This window comes from Phycisphaerae bacterium (assembly GCA_017999985.1).
Taxonomy (GTDB): domain Bacteria; phylum Planctomycetota; class Phycisphaerae; order UBA1845; family Fen-1342; genus JAGNKU01.
On sequence record JAGNKU010000003.1, the window covers coordinates 338989 to 356136 of the forward strand.

The 17148-nt window shown below is 68.0% G+C and carries 10 protein-coding genes; 4 read left to right on the plus strand and 6 right to left on the minus strand.

Annotated features, from left to right (window positions below; genetic code table 11):
* Window positions 1–20: 20 nt before the first annotated feature.
* The 5 genes from KA383_06490 to KA383_06510 form a co-directional block, all read right to left on the minus strand.
* On the minus strand, window positions 21–1088 hold the full coding sequence (locus KA383_06490) for a LacI family DNA-binding transcriptional regulator (protein ID MBP7745765.1): 1068 nt from the start codon (window positions 1086–1088) through the stop codon (window positions 21–23).
* A gap of 349 nt (window positions 1089–1437) precedes the next feature.
* Entirely contained in the window at window positions 1438–2754 is a 1317-nt protein-coding gene (locus KA383_06495; GenBank protein ID MBP7745766.1) for a hypothetical protein, read from the minus strand.
* A 117-nt stretch (window positions 2755–2871) separates the two neighbouring features.
* On the minus strand, window positions 2872–4686 hold the full coding sequence (locus KA383_06500; protein MBP7745767.1) for a DUF4838 domain-containing protein: 1815 nt from the start codon (window positions 4684–4686) through the stop codon (window positions 2872–2874).
* A 53-nt stretch (window positions 4687–4739) separates the two neighbouring features.
* Complete coding sequence (locus KA383_06505) at window positions 4740–5132, minus strand: hypothetical protein (protein ID MBP7745768.1); 393 nt, start codon at window positions 5130–5132, stop codon at window positions 4740–4742.
* A gap of 149 nt (window positions 5133–5281) precedes the next feature.
* Complete coding sequence (locus tag KA383_06510) at window positions 5282–8668, minus strand: hypothetical protein (protein MBP7745769.1); 3387 nt, start codon at window positions 8666–8668, stop codon at window positions 5282–5284.
* 513 nt (window positions 8669–9181) lie between these two features.
* Here KA383_06510 and KA383_06515 point away from each other — a divergent pair.
* The 3 genes from KA383_06515 (at window position 9182) to KA383_06525 (ending at window position 15458) form a co-directional block, all read left to right on the plus strand.
* Complete coding sequence (locus KA383_06515) at window positions 9182–10543, plus strand: sugar isomerase (GenBank protein ID MBP7745770.1); 1362 nt, start codon at window positions 9182–9184, stop codon at window positions 10541–10543.
* Window positions 10544–10592: 49 nt separating this feature from the next.
* On the plus strand, window positions 10593–12770 hold the full coding sequence (locus KA383_06520) for a right-handed parallel beta-helix repeat-containing protein (protein MBP7745771.1): 2178 nt from the start codon (window positions 10593–10595) through the stop codon (window positions 12768–12770).
* Window positions 12771–13316: 546 nt separating this feature from the next.
* Window positions 13317–15458: an exo-alpha-sialidase gene (locus KA383_06525; GenBank protein ID MBP7745772.1), complete on the plus strand. Its 2142-nt coding sequence runs from the start codon at window positions 13317–13319 to the stop codon at window positions 15456–15458.
* Here KA383_06525 and KA383_06530 read toward each other — a convergent pair.
* Complete coding sequence (locus KA383_06530; GenBank protein MBP7745773.1) at window positions 15455–16315, minus strand: hypothetical protein; 861 nt, start codon at window positions 16313–16315, stop codon at window positions 15455–15457. The two genes, KA383_06525 and KA383_06530, sit on opposite strands and share 4 nt — an antisense overlap.
* A gap of 128 nt (window positions 16316–16443) precedes the next feature.
* On the opposite strand from KA383_06530, the gene KA383_06535 reads away from it, so the two are divergent.
* Window positions 16444–16980 carry a DUF2284 domain-containing protein gene (locus KA383_06535; GenBank protein MBP7745774.1) on the plus strand — a complete coding sequence of 179 codons (537 nt, stop codon included), beginning with the start codon at window positions 16444–16446 and terminating at the stop codon, window positions 16978–16980.
* Window positions 16981–17148: the final 168 nt, after the last annotated feature.

The following is a 17148-nucleotide window of genomic DNA, read 5'->3' on the forward strand; positions in this document are numbered from 1 at the left end:
GCCTCGCTCCGTCTCGTTGCTCAAGAAGACCGTGTGCCGCGCTTGCCATTCCCCCCGGGCCCCGTGACCTCACCCGCGTGCCCGCTGTCCGGCCGTGGCGCTCCAGTTGACTCGTTGATCTCGAAGAACCCGGGCAGCGTGATCTGCAGCGGCGTCGCCGCCTGCCCGGCCAGAATCTGCTTCAGGGCCTGCCCGGCCTTGGCCCCGACGTCGAAGGCGTTTTGGCATACGGCCGTGAGCGTCGGGTGCACCGTGTGGCGCAGGTCCGTGTCGTCGACACCCATGATGGACAGGTCCTGCGGCACCCGGATGCCCAGCCCGTGGGCGGCCTTGAGACCGCCGATCGCCAGCAGCCAGTCCGCGAAGTAAATCGCCGTGGGCCGGTCCCGCATGCTCATCGTCATCTTCAGCACGGTGGCGCCGCCGGCCACGTCTGCCGGGTGCCGGAAGACCAGATCCTCCTCGAGCGGCAGGCCGTGCTTGGCGAGGGCCTCGACATAGCCGTTGTAGCGGTCCAGATGATCGTGGTCGGGCACGTTGTGCGTCGCGAACGCAATGCGTTCGTGCCCGAGCGAGATCAGGTACTCGATGGCCCGGATGCTGGCGGACCGCGAATCGCAATCCACATAGCTGATCCGCTGGCCGGCCTCGAACCGCTCCGAGATCACCACGTGCGGGAAGCCCAGCTCCGCCATCGCGGCGCACACGTCACGCGACTCCGACATCGTGCGCACCACTACGCCCAGCATGCCCATCCCGGCGATCAGTTCCGCGTATTCCAGGTCGGATTGCCGGCGCCGCTGCGGATTGAGAATGACGACGCTGTACCCGTCGGGCTGCAGACACTTGGACAGCCCGTCGAGCACGGCGGCGTCGAAGGGATGCGAGAGGGTCTGCTCGCCGATGTACACGAACCCCACGAGGGCGGCGCCCCGCTGGGGCGTCGCGCGGAAGTATCCGGAGCTGTTGGCCACCGCCAATACTCGCCTGCGCGTGTCGGGACTGATGCCGCGTTCGTTGTGGAGGGCGCGCGAGACCGTCGCGATCGACACGCCCGCACGGTCCGCGATCTTGCGTACAGAAGCCATAGTCTTCATCTACTTAAGGCGCGGACGGGCAACCCTGCGACGCGGCAGTTGCGTTACGCGCCCGCGTAACTGATACGGTACACGCCATGCTAACAAGCGTAACGGCCAGCGTCAAGGGGGTCGCGCAAGTTTTCCACTTGCCGCCCGCGCAATCCCGGATTGCTTATGGGAATCAGGCCCCAGCCCGCCGCCAGCAGGTGTATCGGTACTGTAACGGTACATGCGATCGTATCTAGGTACGGCGTACCGGCATTGCGGTCCGCAACCGGCGGCGCGAGACCCGATCCGCACGCCGCGGCGCTGACCTACGCCGTGACGCGCAGCAGATTTGCCTTCTCGTGGGCTGCGGCTAGTAGAACAGGAACGGCCACCAGTTCTTCATGGGCTGGCCCTCGTCGTCCTTGCACGCATTCCCGTGGCCCGGGATGTTCTGCCGCCAGTAGATCAGCCACGGCCCCATGCAGTCGGGCGCCAGCTCGCGGTAGCGCGCGAACTTCGCGCACGTCCACGGCTCGGCCAGGTCATGGCCATCCGGGCCGTCCCCCAGCCGATAGTGCTCAATCGTCGCGCGCACCGCGAACGGGCTGTCCAGGTCGTAGTGCCGCCGGCTGTTCGGCGTGAAGTGCACGTTGCCGCCCACGCAGTAGTAGTTCTCGATCCGGTATTCCTGCTTGCCGTCCGTGACGACGGCCGTCTTCTCGTCCGGGTAGGTGATGCCCTTGCCCTCGCCCCACAGCGGGTAGAACGAGATCCAGGGCAGCTTCCAGCGTTTGTCCAGGTCGTGGCTCGCGAACTCGTAAAAGTACTTGCGGTAGTACGGAATCACCGCGCTGTTGGCGGTGCCCTCCATCGCGTGCGACAGGCTTTCGACGTTGCAGCCGATGCCGCGCTCGCTGTTGATGAAGCTGATTCGCAGGCTGCGTCCGAACCACGGTTCCGCGGGGTCGCCGCCGTTGCCGGCGTGCCGGTGCTCGTCCCCCACACGTTCGAACCGCTCGTTGTAGACGGGCTTCCATTCCGTGCACTCGTACGGGGCGCCGGCCTCGCGCTGATACGCGAAGAACCACAATTCGTGGATGATGCCCCGCGCCACCAGCTCATTGAGTTTCAGGAACCGCTTGGGCTCCTGCGGATCGGTGTAGCCGTAGTACTCCGCGAACTGCTCGCTGTAGAGCTCTTTGTACGCGAAGTTCATCCCCTTCGCCGCCGCCCGCGGATATCTCGTCGAGTTGCCATCCGGGGTCGGCGTCTTGGGATCGGCGTCCCGCAGGTCCACGAGCCTGGCGATCTGCCATTCAATGAACGGCTCGGCCTTCTCGTCCTTGTAGCCGTGGTAACGCGTCCCCTCCGTCAGCGCCGCCGCCAATTGCCCGGCCATCTTCTCGGCTTTCTCCATGCCGAACCCGTTGGAGAAATTCAGCACCAGCACGCGCGGCCGCATCTTGCGCAACGAGTCGTGGTGCGCCACGAGCCACGCATCCGAATTGGCACGACTGGTCTTGTTCGGCCAGATTGTGAGATCGTTAGGGTACTCCGGCGCCGCCGGCTCGGCCTGCGGCGGCTCCGCTCGGCCCGGCGCGTGCGGGACCAGCAGACTGATGAGTAGCGCGCCCGCGAGGGAAAGCCGGGCGTTGGTGTGACCGAGTAAACCGCCGTGCATCTTCATTGTGCGACTCCCATCTCCCGCGTCATCCGCAGGCGACCGCGTGACGTTAGCACCCGCCGGCGCACCATTCGCCCGCGCCGGCACCATGGTAAACGACCAGCTTCCGGCCCGCCTGACTCACGGCTGTGACGCCGGCTGCCTCGCCACCTGCTCGACCACGCCACGCAGCCACTCGAGTGGCCGGCTTTCCGCGACCATCGTGACGTGCTCGGCCTGCGCGATCTGCATGAAACGCTCGAAAACCGCCCGGATGCTGTCGTCCACCGGCCACGGGGCCGCGCCGGCCTCCGCATCCTTCCGCAGTGTTTCCCAACGCACCAGCAGCGTGTACAGCAGCGGCAGCTCGGCCACCTGCACGCGCTGCCGCAACGCGACGTCTTCGCTGGCGGCCGTTTCGGCCTGCCCGAGCAGCCTCAGGCCCGCGCTCAGCATCGGCAGCGAGAGGAATTTGGCATCCGCCGGCGAGAAGCAGCCGAGCGCATCGCCGCTCGCCGCCACTGCGTCATGCGTCAGCTTCAGGTACTCGCGAATGGGGCCGGCCGCCGGGCCGTAGTAGCCGTCGAGGAACTCGTCGATCAGCTTCTGCGCGTCCAGCGTGGGGTCCCACAGCAGCTTGGCCAGCACCCACCCGCGCAGCTCCGCCATTTCCGAGCCGTACGACTGATACGCGCCCTGCTCGAACACGCCGCGCACGCCGTGCTCCACGAAGAACCGCACGTTCGGGCCGAGCACACGCAGGTTCGGGTGCGGCAGGATGTAATGATTGAAGTTCGTCGTGTAATCCCAGATGTAAAGCCGGTCGCAGATCTTCGACCAGCCTACGATGTCGTCGCGGAAAGCCCGGTTGCGCTCATCCGCCAGCGGCACACTGAACGAGCATTCGATGCTGCACAGCCGCACGATCACATTCGGCCGCGGCCGCACCTTCGCCGGCGGCCTGCGCGTGTACTGGTAGGCGAGCGTGTCGATCGCCACGTTCGGGAACTCGGGCTCGATTTCCGCGGCCACCGCATTGACAAAGCGCAACAACGCGCCCGCCGGGCTGCCTTCTTCCTGGTCCACGGCGGCACACCGCGCACACTGGCAGGGATTGAAGCAATCGTTCTGCGAGACAGATGCGATCGTCGCCGCCGGGTTCGCGCGCAGCCGCTCCTTCAAGTTCTTCACCAGCTCGGCCCGCATTTCTTCGTTCGTCAGGCAGAGCTGGGCATTCGCCGCCGTTCGCTGCCCGCCGATCTCGCTGAACCACTCGGGATGATCCTTGAAATACCGGTCCGGCGGAATGAGCCCGTAGAACGTGTGCACGAAGCCTTCGTAGGTGTGCTTGCCGCCGCGGGCCGCATCGAGCCGGTCCGAATTCCCATTGCACTTATTGCGGACTGCCCAGTCTCCATCCAGCGCGTCGAACCAGAATGACTCGCGATACTCCAGCCGCGGCACGAAGCGGATGCTCAGCGGCCCGACGCGGAGGGTTGGTTTCTTCGGAATCGTGCTGACCTTCGATGACCACCAGCGACACCCGACTGTGTCTTCGAGGAACGTATACACCGCGTAAAGCGTGCCCCGCGGCCGCCCGCCGGCCAGGATCAGGTCTTGCCCGGCCGTCCGGATCACGAGCCCCTCCGCGCCCAGTCCCTCCGTGGAGAACGCCGCGTCCGCGAGCTTCGCCGCACCCGGTCCGACCAGCAGCCGATTCTGCCCGGCGGCGGCCTGGTCGCTGACCGCAAAATCGCTTCCCGTGACCTGCTTGAGAAAGCTGGCCAGCTCCGCGGCTGCATGCCGCTCGGCCTCAGTGGCGTCCGCCGCGACCACGATCGCGGCCCGGTTGATGCCGTTCTCCGCAATGATGACGTCCTGCCCGTCGGCGTCAGCCACGCACCACGACGTCGCCATCCAAGCGACTGCCCCGATCAGCGACACACACTTGTTCATCCGTTGCACCTCTCCAGTAAAGGCCGCACCCGCGCAGGCTTCGGTCCGGCGGTTCATGCTTTCGGCAGCGGCGGGAACTCGACCTGCAAGTCCGGGTAAGTGCGTTGCATGAACTGAAGCGCCACGTACGTATGGCAGCGATCCACGCGCGGGTTTTTCTGGGTGGGGCAGCTACAGCCAAGGAAGACATCTGCCTCTCGGGCCTGGCGTGCCAATTCGTCGAACGCGGCGCGATCCGCGCGGAACCGCTGTTTCAGCAATGCGAGATACGCGGTCCGGAACGCGCGCCACGTCTTGTCGCCCGGTGCCGCGAGATACTGGGTCGCCAGCTCCTCGGTCGGCCGCAACGGGTGCGAAGTGTGCCAGCGTGTATCCATACGTGTGCCGCGCGGCAGTGGATCCGCCGGCGGCCGTTTGCCCCGATACATCCGGTAACGCGCCAACATGGTGGTCTTACTCCTCGCGCGCATTGTAGTGCCGGCCGCCGGCGCATGCACCTTGGCTCACCGGCGTGCAGAACTCTCACCGCTGGTCGTTGTCGGAGTGCAGTCCCGCCCGTGCTCGCCTGTGCACCGATATCCGAGATGCCTGTGCGTCAGTTCGGTCCAGCCGGCTGCGTGTATCGCTGCTGAAATCCCGCCAAGTCCGCCAGATCCACATCGGTATCGGTGTCCAGGTCTGCTGTCAGGCAACTGTGCCCGGGCGTGAACGCGACCCCCGGACCTCTGAGACACCAGAGCGCCGGCAGGAGGTCCGTGGGGCCGATCGCGCCATCGCCGTCGTAATCGCCGTTGGGCACCGGCTGCGGGGTGATCTCGATCACGCCGACCTCGCCGGCCGCGAGCACGACGGTGCAGCACAACCGCGGCGGATCGTCCAGCAGCACGAAGTCCAGCGGTGTGCCGGTGAGTACCGCACGGCACGCGAGCTGCCACGCGGTCGTCGCCAGGCCGCAGACCGGGAGATCCAACGTCAGCACGCTGGTGACGCCGGACGCACCACCATTGGGGCCGCGCATCGTCAGGTACACGGGCCCGCGTCCGAACGCCCCGAACCGCTCCAACTCCACTGCCGGCGCGCCGCTCGCGCCCGTCACTGGTTCCCAGCCGGCAGCGCCGAGGAGCTTGATCACCGGCATGTAGAACTGGAACAGCGGCCGGTCGCGCTCGTACAGCTCCGGATGCAGAAAGTAGCGGTCGGGTGCGCCGCCGTTCATCGGCCCGCCCGCGGAACTCACGGCCGGATAGAAGCCCCAGAAGAGCTGCCCGCGGATGAACTGCTCCATCTGCTCGTACGTGATGTACGTCGGGCTGCCCCAGCCCCACTGCAGCAGGTTGCTCACCACCTTCTGCCCCGCCAGCGCGCGGCGCAGACGGCTGGCCGAGCTCGCCTCCACGAGTTGCCACACCTCCGACCCCAGCAGGTCGGCATTCTGCGCATGAAAGCGCATCGCCTCGGGAAACAGGTTCAGCATCATGAGTCGCCCGCCGCCGCGCACCTCCGCCGCGATCGGATCCAGAAACTCGGCGTGTGCCTGCGGCGCGAGCTGCACCGCGCCGCCATCCGCCCACGAAAACGTCAGCGCACTGTCGCTCACCGCCAGATGTTCCGTCCGGCGGTTCTCCCAGCCACCCACGCCGTACGCCGCCGTCACCGAATCGATATAGGCGCCATCGGTCTCCTCGATCCGGTGCAGCACCCAGCTTTCACGGTAGAGACTGAAAGCGCTGGGCGCGGGCAGGTCCGGATCCGGGTTCAGCGGCCAGGCCTGGTTCCATACGCCGGGCGTCCACTCGTGCCAGAAGTAGTCGTCGAAGTCGATCAGGTACTGCCCCCCGGCGTTGCGCGGCGAAGCGCCGAGCACCGCCTCGGCGGCCTGCTGCCGCGGCACGCGCAACCAGGTCGGCTCGGCGTTGTCCCAGTTGTCGTTGTGCGCCGAGACCCACGACCCGTCCTCCGACTCGAACGCCAGGTCGAGACAGACGGCGCCGCTGCCGGTGGCCACGACGCGCAGTTCGTCCGCGTGCACGTACGGATGACCACTGTTGTAGTAACGCAGCGCGAGCCGCGCGCTGCCGATGCCCGTGGGCACCGCGTACTGACGGGTGAACGGCTCCCACGCATCGGGCTGCGTCACATTGAACCCGAACACGACGTGGGCCGCCGAGACGGGCGACCAGAACCAGCCCGGCGGCGCCGGTCGCGTGGCCGTGATGTCGTTCCCCTCGGCGTCGTAGAGCCGCACTCCCAGAATCTGTGTCGTCTCGGTCGATGCGGCCCGGGCCTGCCAGGTGATGCTCACTGACTCGCCGCTCGGCACGACAAATGGGCCGGCCGTCGCCAGTCCAGCGCCCGTGCTCATCCCGTCGCCGAGCACCACGTGCCCGGAGCCGCCGACGCCTCCCTCCGGCTGCCATGTCGCCAGCCCCGTCCCGCCGCTGGCCCAGGTCTCGAGCCGCGCAACGCGCTCCGCGTACGGCGGCTTGTTCGGATCGCTCCCCCACGGCTGCCACGCCAGCCACGGCTCGGTGTAGTAGAAGATGCTGATCCCGAGCTGCGCACACAGGGCACGTTCCTCGGCAGTCAGGCCCCAAGTCTCCAGCCACGCGAACCCGAAGTCCTGGGGATTGGGAATCTGGCTTGGGAGGATCGGGTACATCCACGCGCCTTCGCGTGTCGCACGTTTGACGAACGCATCCGGAAATAGTGTCTGGTAGCGCTGCACGGCGGCGCGGAACCCCCACTCCGCCGCGTGCCGAAACAAGAGGAGCGCGACGGCGGCGCGCCCGGCACCGAGCTTGAGGGTCTGCGGCGTGAGCGACAGCTCCCAGACCGATTGCAGCCCGGCAGATGGGTCGTATTCGCAGCGCTGCGCCGTGGGTGGGCCCATCGCCACGCCCAACGCAACCCCGCGCGTAGTGCTCGTCATGCTGCCCAGCGGATAGAAGCCCACGTCGTGCCCGGCCAATACGAACGTATTCCGGCACCGTTCGCCCGGTCCAACGTAGCGCGCCGTGTCGAGATCGTCCCACCACGACCAGTTCGTCGCGTCGATCGGCAACGCCCACGTCAGCACCAGCGGCCGGTCCTGCGGTTCGGCCGACAGGTCCTGCGCGGCGATGTCAATCCAGATGGCACCGCGCTCCACGACCGCGCGCGTCTCGATCTTCAGCTCATGCGTGGGCAACTCCACGACCTGTTCGAAGCCACCTGGAACGGGCGTCAGCGGCCCCGCCGCCACGAGCGCCTCGGTCCAGCCAATCCCGCCGGTCGCGTCGAGCTGCAGGTCATCGATGTGCACGAACGCGTCGCCGCCAGTCCAGTACCGCAGTGACACGCGCAGCGCCGCAGCCGTACGCGGCACCGCGTAAGCACATTCAAACGCTTCCCACATGTCCACCGTGGTGCAGCTTAGCCCACAGACGGCGTGTGCCTGTGACGTACTGGTCCAGCCCCAGCCCGGCGGGGCCGCCACGCTGGCGGTGATGTCGACGCCGTCCGCGTCGTAGACGCGCACGCAGAGGATTTGCAGCGTGGCGCTGCTGGCCGTCCGGGCTCGCCAGCCGATGCGGACATGCGTGCCGCCGGTCACGGCGATCGGTGCCGCCATGGCCATACCCGCGCCGGTCGTTTGTCCGTCGCCCAGTCGCAGGTGTCCGCCGCCCTCGTCCGCGACCCACGTGACATACGGACCGGCCGAGTTCCAGTCCGCGTTATGCGCGCTGGTCCACGGTCCACCATCGGTCGTGAAATTCAGCGCCAGCAGCTCCCCGGGCGGCAGGGCCTGGCCGATGCACACGCGCGCCGCGCCGGGTGATCCCGGCAACAGCGGTACGGTTTCACCCTCGATCTCGACGCCGGTCACCGCTCCGCTGGCTTGGTCGAATGCGACGCGCAAGCCGTCCGTCGTCTCAAGCGCGATTTGCGCACCGGCCAGTGGCGTGACGCAGACGATGAATACGTATAGCGCCGCCCTGGACACGATTCGTGCGCTCCACGTATGTAAGATCGGCTCGGGCGCGGGACCAGCTTCACCCGCGGTTGGTCCGCCGCTGCTGATCCGGCCATGCCCGGCGTGGCTTCGCGCGGCTCCCTGGCGCATGCCGACCCCATTCTACCGCGCCGGACACCCCGCGCATGGCATTTCCCCGTGTGTCAGGGCGCCGCGCATGACAGGCGCGCGGTGGCTGCTGCGGCGCGGCAAGTTCCGCTGGGCGGTCGCGGCAATGCACCGGCGCGGTATAATCCCGTCCAATTCTTCCAGTCACTCTGCGAGGATTCAGACATGGATCACCCGAGCCCGCCGGTCGCGTTCCGTCTGCCACACTGTTGTCCTGGTCACCATGCGCATCAAGGCATCGCCGACCTCACCCGCCGCGAGTTCCTCGGCTGCAGCGCGGGTGCGGTCCTGGGCGGTATCGCCCTGGCCCATTTATCGTGGCCGGCGCTGGCCGGCGGACGCGCCGACGAGCCTGCGCCGCCCGACCGCCGTGCCCTGCGCGTCAAGCCAATCCTGGTCTACGAAACGCCCGAGCGGCGTGAGCGGACGAGTTGGCGCAGTTGGGGTGGCATCCAGACCGCGGACGGAGCCCGCGCGGAAGTGAGCCGCATCGAGGGCGAGCTGAAGGCCCTACGCGGGCAGGCGGATTTCCCGGTCGAGTTTCAGCCGGCGGCCGCGATCCGCGGCGCGGGCGACGTGGCCGGCGTCGGCGACTTGGCCAACGCAGACACGATCCTGGTCTACGCTGCCGGCGGCGGAATGGACACGTTCGATGTACTGGCCGAGTTCGGCAAGCCCCTGATCATCTTCTGCCGCCACAAGTCCGGGCCGGTGTATCTCTGGTACGAGATCATCAGCCCGCGCTATCTGCGGCAACACACGGACAAGCTGGCGGTCAGCGCGCTCGACGAGGACGACGTCGTCATCGATAGCCAGGATGAGCTGCTGTGGCGCCTGCGGTCGCTGTGCGGCCTGGTCAACACCGTGGGCACGCGCATCCTCGCCATTGGCGGACCGGGTGCCTGGGCCCAGCCTGCGGGCGTCGTGCCCAAGCTCGTCGAAGACAAGCTGAAGTTCGAGATCCGCACCGTGTCCTACGACGAGCTGGGCAAGCTGATCAAGCAGGCCCGCTCCGACGACCAGGCGGTGCAGCGCGCCAAGCAGCGCGGCGAGGAGTACCTTCAGTTGCCGGGCAGCACGCTCGAGACCGACCGGCCCTTCGTCCACAACGCCTTCCTGCTCGACGACATCCTGCGTCGCCTGATGCAGGAGGCCGGGTGCCGGGCTATCACGATCAACGACTGCATGTCGACGATCATGCCGCTGGCCGAGACAACGGCCTGCCTCACGCTCAGCACGCTCAACGATGCCGGGTACCTGGCGTTCTGCGAATCCGATTTCGTCGTCATCCCCTCCGGCGTACTGCTGGCGAACATCGCCGGCCGGCCGGTGTTCCTGAACGACCCCACCTATCCGCACGATGGGCTGATCACGCTGGCACACTGCACGGCGCCGCGGCGGATGAGCGGGCAGAAACTGGAGCCGGCGCGGATCCTGACGCACTTCGAGTCCGACTACGGGGCGGCGCCGAAGGTCGAGATGGCCAAGGGGCAGGTGGTCACCAACGTGCTGCCGGACTTCAGGCTCGAGCGCTGGGTCGGGCTGCGCGGCGAGATCGTGGAGGCTCCCTTCCTCGACATTTGCCGCTCGCAGATCGACATCCGCTTTACGTGTGACAGCCAGACCGTGGCCAAACGGATGCCCGGGTTCCACTGGATGACCGTCTACGGCGATTACCTGCGGGAAACGGGTTACGCGCTGAAGCGGATTCCGATCGCGTGGGAAACGCTGACCTAGCGGCGAGGCGTGCATATCCGCCGCACGCGCTGTCGGCAAGGATCACGGCATGAAAGTGCTGCTGACGACGGGCACGCGCGGGGCACGATTGCCGCGCGCTGCAGCACGCTTAATGCTGCGTGCGGCCCTGTGTGGCCTGGTGACGGCCTGCGCGGCGGGCCAGCACCCGCAACGTTTGCCCGCGCGCTGCCCCGACGAACACCCGACGACGCAACCGGCGACTGCGCTGGCGGCCATCACGCTGCATATCGCCCCCGATGGCAACGACACCTGGTCCGGCCGGCTGGCAAGGCCCACTGAAGCGCGGACGGACGGGCCGCTGGCCTCGCTGCCAGGTGCGCGCGACGCGATCCGGCGATTGAAATCGGACGGTGCGCTGGTTGGCCCGGTCACGGTTGAGATCGCCGGTGGGCGCTACCCGCTGCTTGAACCGCTTGTGCTCACACCGGCGGATACCGGCACTCCCGCGGCCCCGATCGTCTACCGGGCCCGCACCGGCGCGCGACCGGTGTTCGATGGCGGCCGAACCATCGCCGGGTTCACCACGGACGCATCCGGGCGTTGGGTGGCCCAGGTACCGGAGGTGGTCGCCGGCCGGTGGTACTTCGAGCAACTCTACGTGAATGGTCGCCGCGCCACCCGCGCGCAGTCGCCGGACACCGGCTACTTTCTCATGCAGGATGTCAACGAGGCCGTGCTCACGGCGGGCGAGCCGTTCGCCCGTGACGCGCGCCAGACGGTGACCGCGCGGCCGGAGGACTTGTCCGTTCTCCACGGACTGTCCGCGGCGCAACTCGCCGACGTGCAGTTGGTCGCGTACCACAAGTGGGACATCACCCGCCGCTTCATCGAACGTGTCGATCATGACCGCGCCGCCCTCGTTACGCGTGGCGAGGGCATGAAGCCGTGGAACCCCTGGACGAAGGACACGCGCTATCGGCTGGAAAACGTGCCGGCGGCGTTGAACGCCCCGGGCGAGTGGTATCTCGACCGCGGCGGCCGTCTCCTGTACATCCCCCGGGACGGCGAGGTGCTCGCCGACGCCACGGTCGTCGCGCCGGTGACGGAGAGGTTCATCGTCGCGGCGGGCCGCCCCGACGCCGGTGAGCTGGTTCAGCACATCCGGTTCGAGGGACTCACGTTTCGACATGCCGGCTACTCGCTGCCGCCGCACGGGTTCGAGCCCAGCCAGGCCGCCGCCACGATCGACGCCGTCATCATGCTCGACGACGCCCGGCACGTCGACATCGCCGCATGCACACTGGAGCATACCGGGCGCTACGGCATCTGGTTCCGGCGTGGTTGCCGGGACTGCCGGGTGGAGCGGACCTGCCTGCAGGATCTGGGCGCCGGCGGTATCCGCATCGGCGAAACCGAAATCCGTCCCCAGGAAGCCGAGCGCACCGGCCGGATCGTCGTCGACAACAACGTCATCCGCGCCGGGGGGCGCATCTTCCCGTGCGCCGTCGGCGTGTGGATCGGCCAGAGTGGTGACAACCAGGTCACCCACAACGAGATCAGCGACCTGTACTACACCGGCGTCTCCGTCGGTTGGCGCTGGGGGTATGCGGAGAGCCTGGCGAAGCAGAATGTGATCGAGTTCAACCACATTCATCACATCGGCCAGGGCATCCTGAGCGACATGGGCGGCGTGTACACGCTCGGACCGTCCGAGGGCACGCGCGTCAGCCACAACGTCATCCACGACGTTGACAGCGCGTCGTACGGCGGCTGGGGGCTGTACACCGACGAAGGCAGCACCGGCATCCGCATGGAATGCAACCTGGTCTACGACGTGGAGACCGGTGGGTTCCATCAACACTACGGTCGCGACAACGTCATTCGCAATAACATCTTCGCGTTCAGCCGCCTGTACCAGCTCCAGTGCACGCGCGTGGAGCCGCATCGCTCTTTCACCTTCGAGCACAACATCGTCTACGGCGTCGAGGGGGTCCTGCTTGACGGCCCCTGGACGAAGATCAACGTTGTCATGGACCGCAACTGTTACTGGGTGCCGGACGGGCCGGCCGCGAAATTCGCCGACCTGAGCTGGCAGGAGTGGCAAGCCGCCGGTCGCGACCAGCACTCGCTCATTGCCGATCCGGGATTCCGCGACCCCGCGGCGCGCGACTTCCGTCTCGCACCGGACTCACCCGCGCTCTCGACCGGCTTCCAGCCCTTCGATTTCACGCAGGCCGGCGTCTACGGCGCTCGGTGCGGCCCCTGAGCCGGTCGTGTGCACCTCCGCGCCAAGATTCCGCGACCATCGGCAGTGTCCGGCGGCACCCCGCGCCCGAATCGCAACCCGACGGTGCCCGGCGCGGCTTGGCATTTGAACCAGCGCGCTGGCCGCGGCGCATTCTGGTTGGTACACTCGAACAGTGGTCATCGCGACCGCGCGCGGCGTGCCTTGTGGCATTGGCTGATTCGCCGGCGCCTCACGACCACCGTCTGGCGTCCACTGATGGAGTGGCCGCGCCGGCGGCATCTCCGCTTTCGGCGTCGCATCGCGGACGCGGCCACGCCGGTACATGTGCCCTGCCCCATGACCATCCTGAGCGCCGGCGTATAGGGTGCGACGCTCGCCGCCCGCGTGGGGCGCCACGCTCGCCGCACGGACCGCGCAGCGCGCACCCGCTTCGCTACGCCATGCGGTATCTCGTCCCCGCGCCGAGCCGCGGCGCAGTCCGTGAGTGGGGCTCGCGCGCACGTCGGCCTGAGGCACGTTTGTGCGTACAATGCCCGGCGCCATCAGCTTGTCAGGAGAACGTGCATGAAGCGGCCGCCAGTACTGCTACTCATCGCCGGGCTAGCTGCGACGGGGCAGAGTTCATCGGCCCGCGCAGCGGCCGATTCGCCGCCACCACCACCTAAGGTCATCTCGCGCGGCGAAGTTGCCGGCGACTATCAGGCGTTTCCGGACGTCTGCCGCCTCGCCAACGGCGACCTGCTGTGCGTGTTCTACGGCGGCTACGGGCACGTGTCGCTCCCGAACGAGCGCTGGCCCCGCGGCGGCCGGCTCTGCCTGGTACGGTCGCGCGATGACGGCGCCACGTGGAGCCCGCCGGAGGTGCTCTTCGACGGTCCCCAGGATGACCGCGACCCGCACGTGAGCCAGCTCCGCGACGGCACCGCGCTGTGCAGCTTCTTCACCTACCGCCGCGAGGAGGGCCAGGTACGCTGCGACGTCTGCCTGGTCGGGTCGACCGACGGTGGAAAGAGATGGGACCGTGAACTGCGCGTCGTCGTACCGGGTTGGGCCTGTTCCGCGCCGGTGCGCCAACTGCCCGACGGGGCCTGTCTGCTGGGCATCTACCGCGGGGACGGCGACACGGCTTACGGCGGTGTGATCCACTCCACCGACGGTGGCCGGACGTGGACCGCGCCGATTCCCATCGGCAAGGACAGCGGCGCGCGGCTCGACGCCGAGACGGATTTCGTGCGGCTGAAAAACGGCACGCTGTACGCCGCCCTGCGCACGCACGGGCTGGACATGCACTACGCGACCAGCCCCGATGGCGGGCGCACCTGGTCGGGCGTGCGGCCCATTGGCTTCCCGGGCCATTGCCCGCACTTCACGCGGCTCAGCACTGGCGAAATCCTGCTGACGCACCGGCTGCCCCAAACCGAGCTGCACGTCAGCCGTGACGAGGCACAGACTTGGCAGGGGCCGTATCGGCTCGACGACGTGGGTGGAGCGTACGCGTCGACGGTCGAGTTGAGGGACGGCAGTGTACTCGCTGCCTACTACGAAGAGGGGGAGAATAGCGCCATCCGCGCCCGGCGGTTCCGGCTGGCGGCACAGGGCGTCGAGTTCCTGCCGCTCGGCCCAGCAACGACCCAACCGACGACGACGCGCCCTGGTGCAGAGATGCTTACACATATCGATGTCTTCAGTGCCGGCCAGGATGGCTACTTCGGCTACCGCATTCCCGCCCTCGCTGCCGCGCCGGACGGCACGCTGCTCGCGTTTGCCGAAGCGCGAAAGCACAGTCTCGCCGACCCCGGCGGAGACGGCCAGGACATCGACCTCGTGCTCAAGCGCAGCACGGACGGCGGCGCGACCTGGCTGCCGATGCAGGTCATCGAGGATCCGGGCGAGTACTGGTCGGCGGCCAACCCGGCCACGGTCGTCGATCGCGATACCGGCGAGCTCTGGCTCATCTACCTGCGGGCCAAGCCCAGGTGCGACACGCATCGGGCAAGCGCGGGCACGGACGATGTGCAGGTGCTCGCGCGCAGCAGCGCCAACAACGGCCTGACGTGGTCCGACCCAGCCGATCTGACGGCGATCACGCGCGACCTGGCCGATCCGCAGTGGCGCACGAGCGTCCCCGGCCCCGGCGGCGCCATACAGGATCACCGCGGCCGCCTCGTGGTGCCGTTCTGGCGCTACGCGCCATGGGGCGTGTTCGTCGCCTTCAGCGCGGACCACGGCCGCACGTGGCAGCGCGGCGGCATCGTTCCGGAAGTCGAGGGCGACGAGTGTCAACTGGTTGAATTGCCCGACCATCGGCTGCTGCTCGACATTCGCCAGCAGAAGGGGCCGCATCGCTGGCGCGTCATCAGCGACGACGGCGGCCTGACGTGGTCGGCGCCGCAACCCGGCGAGACGGTGACGCCGGTGTGCTGTGCGATCGAGCGCTGCCCGGCGTACGCCGCCGAGTACGACCTGCTGGTCTGGACCGGCCCCCGCGGTCCGCACCGCAACAACCTCGTAGCGCGCCTCAGCCGCGACGGCGGTCGGACTTTCGGCGACGAACGGCTGATCTGCGCCGGTCCGGCCGCGTACTCGGATCTCACGGTGCTGCCGGATGAGAGCATCGGCGTACTGTGGGAACGTGGCGTGACCAACGCGTACGAGTCCATCACCTTCACTCGCCTCGCGCGCCCCTGGCTCGACCAGCGCCGCTAGCGCGGTTGCCGCGTGGGTGTGGCGCGCGCGCCCGTCGGTGCCACGGCCTGGACATCGATCCACAGCGCGTCGTTCATGTACGCGCGGGCGTACTCATACGTCATGCAGCCGTCCCGCGTGTTCTTACTGGTGTTGCGGAAGATGAATACGCCGCCACCGGGTTGGGCCGGATCGTCGCGAAAACCAACCAGCAGCACGCTGTGGCCGTCGCGCACGCCTTCCGGCGGTGCCATCTGCAGGACATCATTCTCCCAGCGTTCGACCTTCGGCCAGCGCAGGCCGCTGCACACGGGCCACTGCCGGCTCAGCGTCTGTTTGATCTCGCTGAGCTGCTGCTCGGTCAGGCCCGTGGTTACGTCCCACGGCTTGATCCAGTGCATGCGCAGACTGCGGTCGCGCAGCGCCGCGGCGCGTCGCCGGACCTCCGCGCTGGGGGCGAGCTGCGGATCGAACTCCGGCCGGTAGGGCAGGTCCGCGTCCGGGCAAATGCCGTGTGCGACATAGCCGTTCCACAAATCGGAGAAGTAGCTGCCGTCATCCGCGTCGCCGGCCGCCTGGTTCGAAGCCCAGTTCAGGAATTCCACGCTCAGGCGCGGCCCCGCGCCCCTGCGGACGGCCAGCGCGTATTCCAGCGCGTCGGTGACCACGAACACCGAGCAGGTATTCCGCGCGCCTTGCGGACGCACGTCGAGGCCCCACAGCTTGAAGTTGTCGCGCAGATCGACTGCGTGCTGCGGCGTGTCGGGTGTGGTCGGCGCGCCCACGCGCCCAGCGCAGCCCGCGCTGACCACCACCGCAACCAACAGGATTGGAAAAACATACCGCACGCTGCCCCGGTACGAATGGCCCTGTGCCATGGAGCGCTCTCCTTTGTCGGGTTGACGACCACCGCGCAATCGGCGCAGATGATAGGGTGGCGCCCCGGCAGCGCAAAGGCGGCGCGTCGCCGGCTCCGCCCGGCCCTGCCGCAGGAGGTACAACGCTTATGCCTCGACGAACTCCCGTGCACACCCGCCGGCCACCTGCCCAGCTCGCGGCCTTCTGCGACACCGCCGTCCGGCTGGGCGCGAAACGGGCGGTCTTCGTCCGCCCGGCCGACGTGGTGACTGGTGGCTGGGTGCGCTGGAAATGCCAATTCGGCTGCGGCGGCTTCGGTTCCAGCCGCATGTGTCCGCCGCACACGCCGACGCCGGAGCAGACGCGTCGCCTGCTCGATGAGTACAAGCACGCCATCCTTTTTGAGGCGGCCCTCGGCACGTCGAAGAAGATCGCCGTCAAGCTGGAACGCGCGGTATTCCTGGCGGGTCACTACAAGGCACTGGGGCTGGGCGCCGGCCCGTGTCCGTTGTGCGCGACCTGCGCGTTCGAAAAGGGCTGCCGGCACCCGCAACAGGCGCGCCCGGCAATGGAAGCCTGCGGCATCGATGTCTACGCCACGGCGCGCCGGCACGGCTTCACCATCAATGTCGTGCGCAGCCGCCGCGACCCGCAACACTACTTCGGGCTTGTCCTGATCGAGTGACTTCGGCGCAGCGCCGGGCTGGTCGAGCAGCGCGCGGGTTGCTCACGCGCGGTAATTCCCCGTCGCCTGCGGCGGGTAGCGCCGCCCGTCAATCCGCAGATGCAGCCCCCCGCTCGGCGACCGGCCGTCATGCTGCGGCCTGCGCGCACTACGCTCCATGAGTGGAAC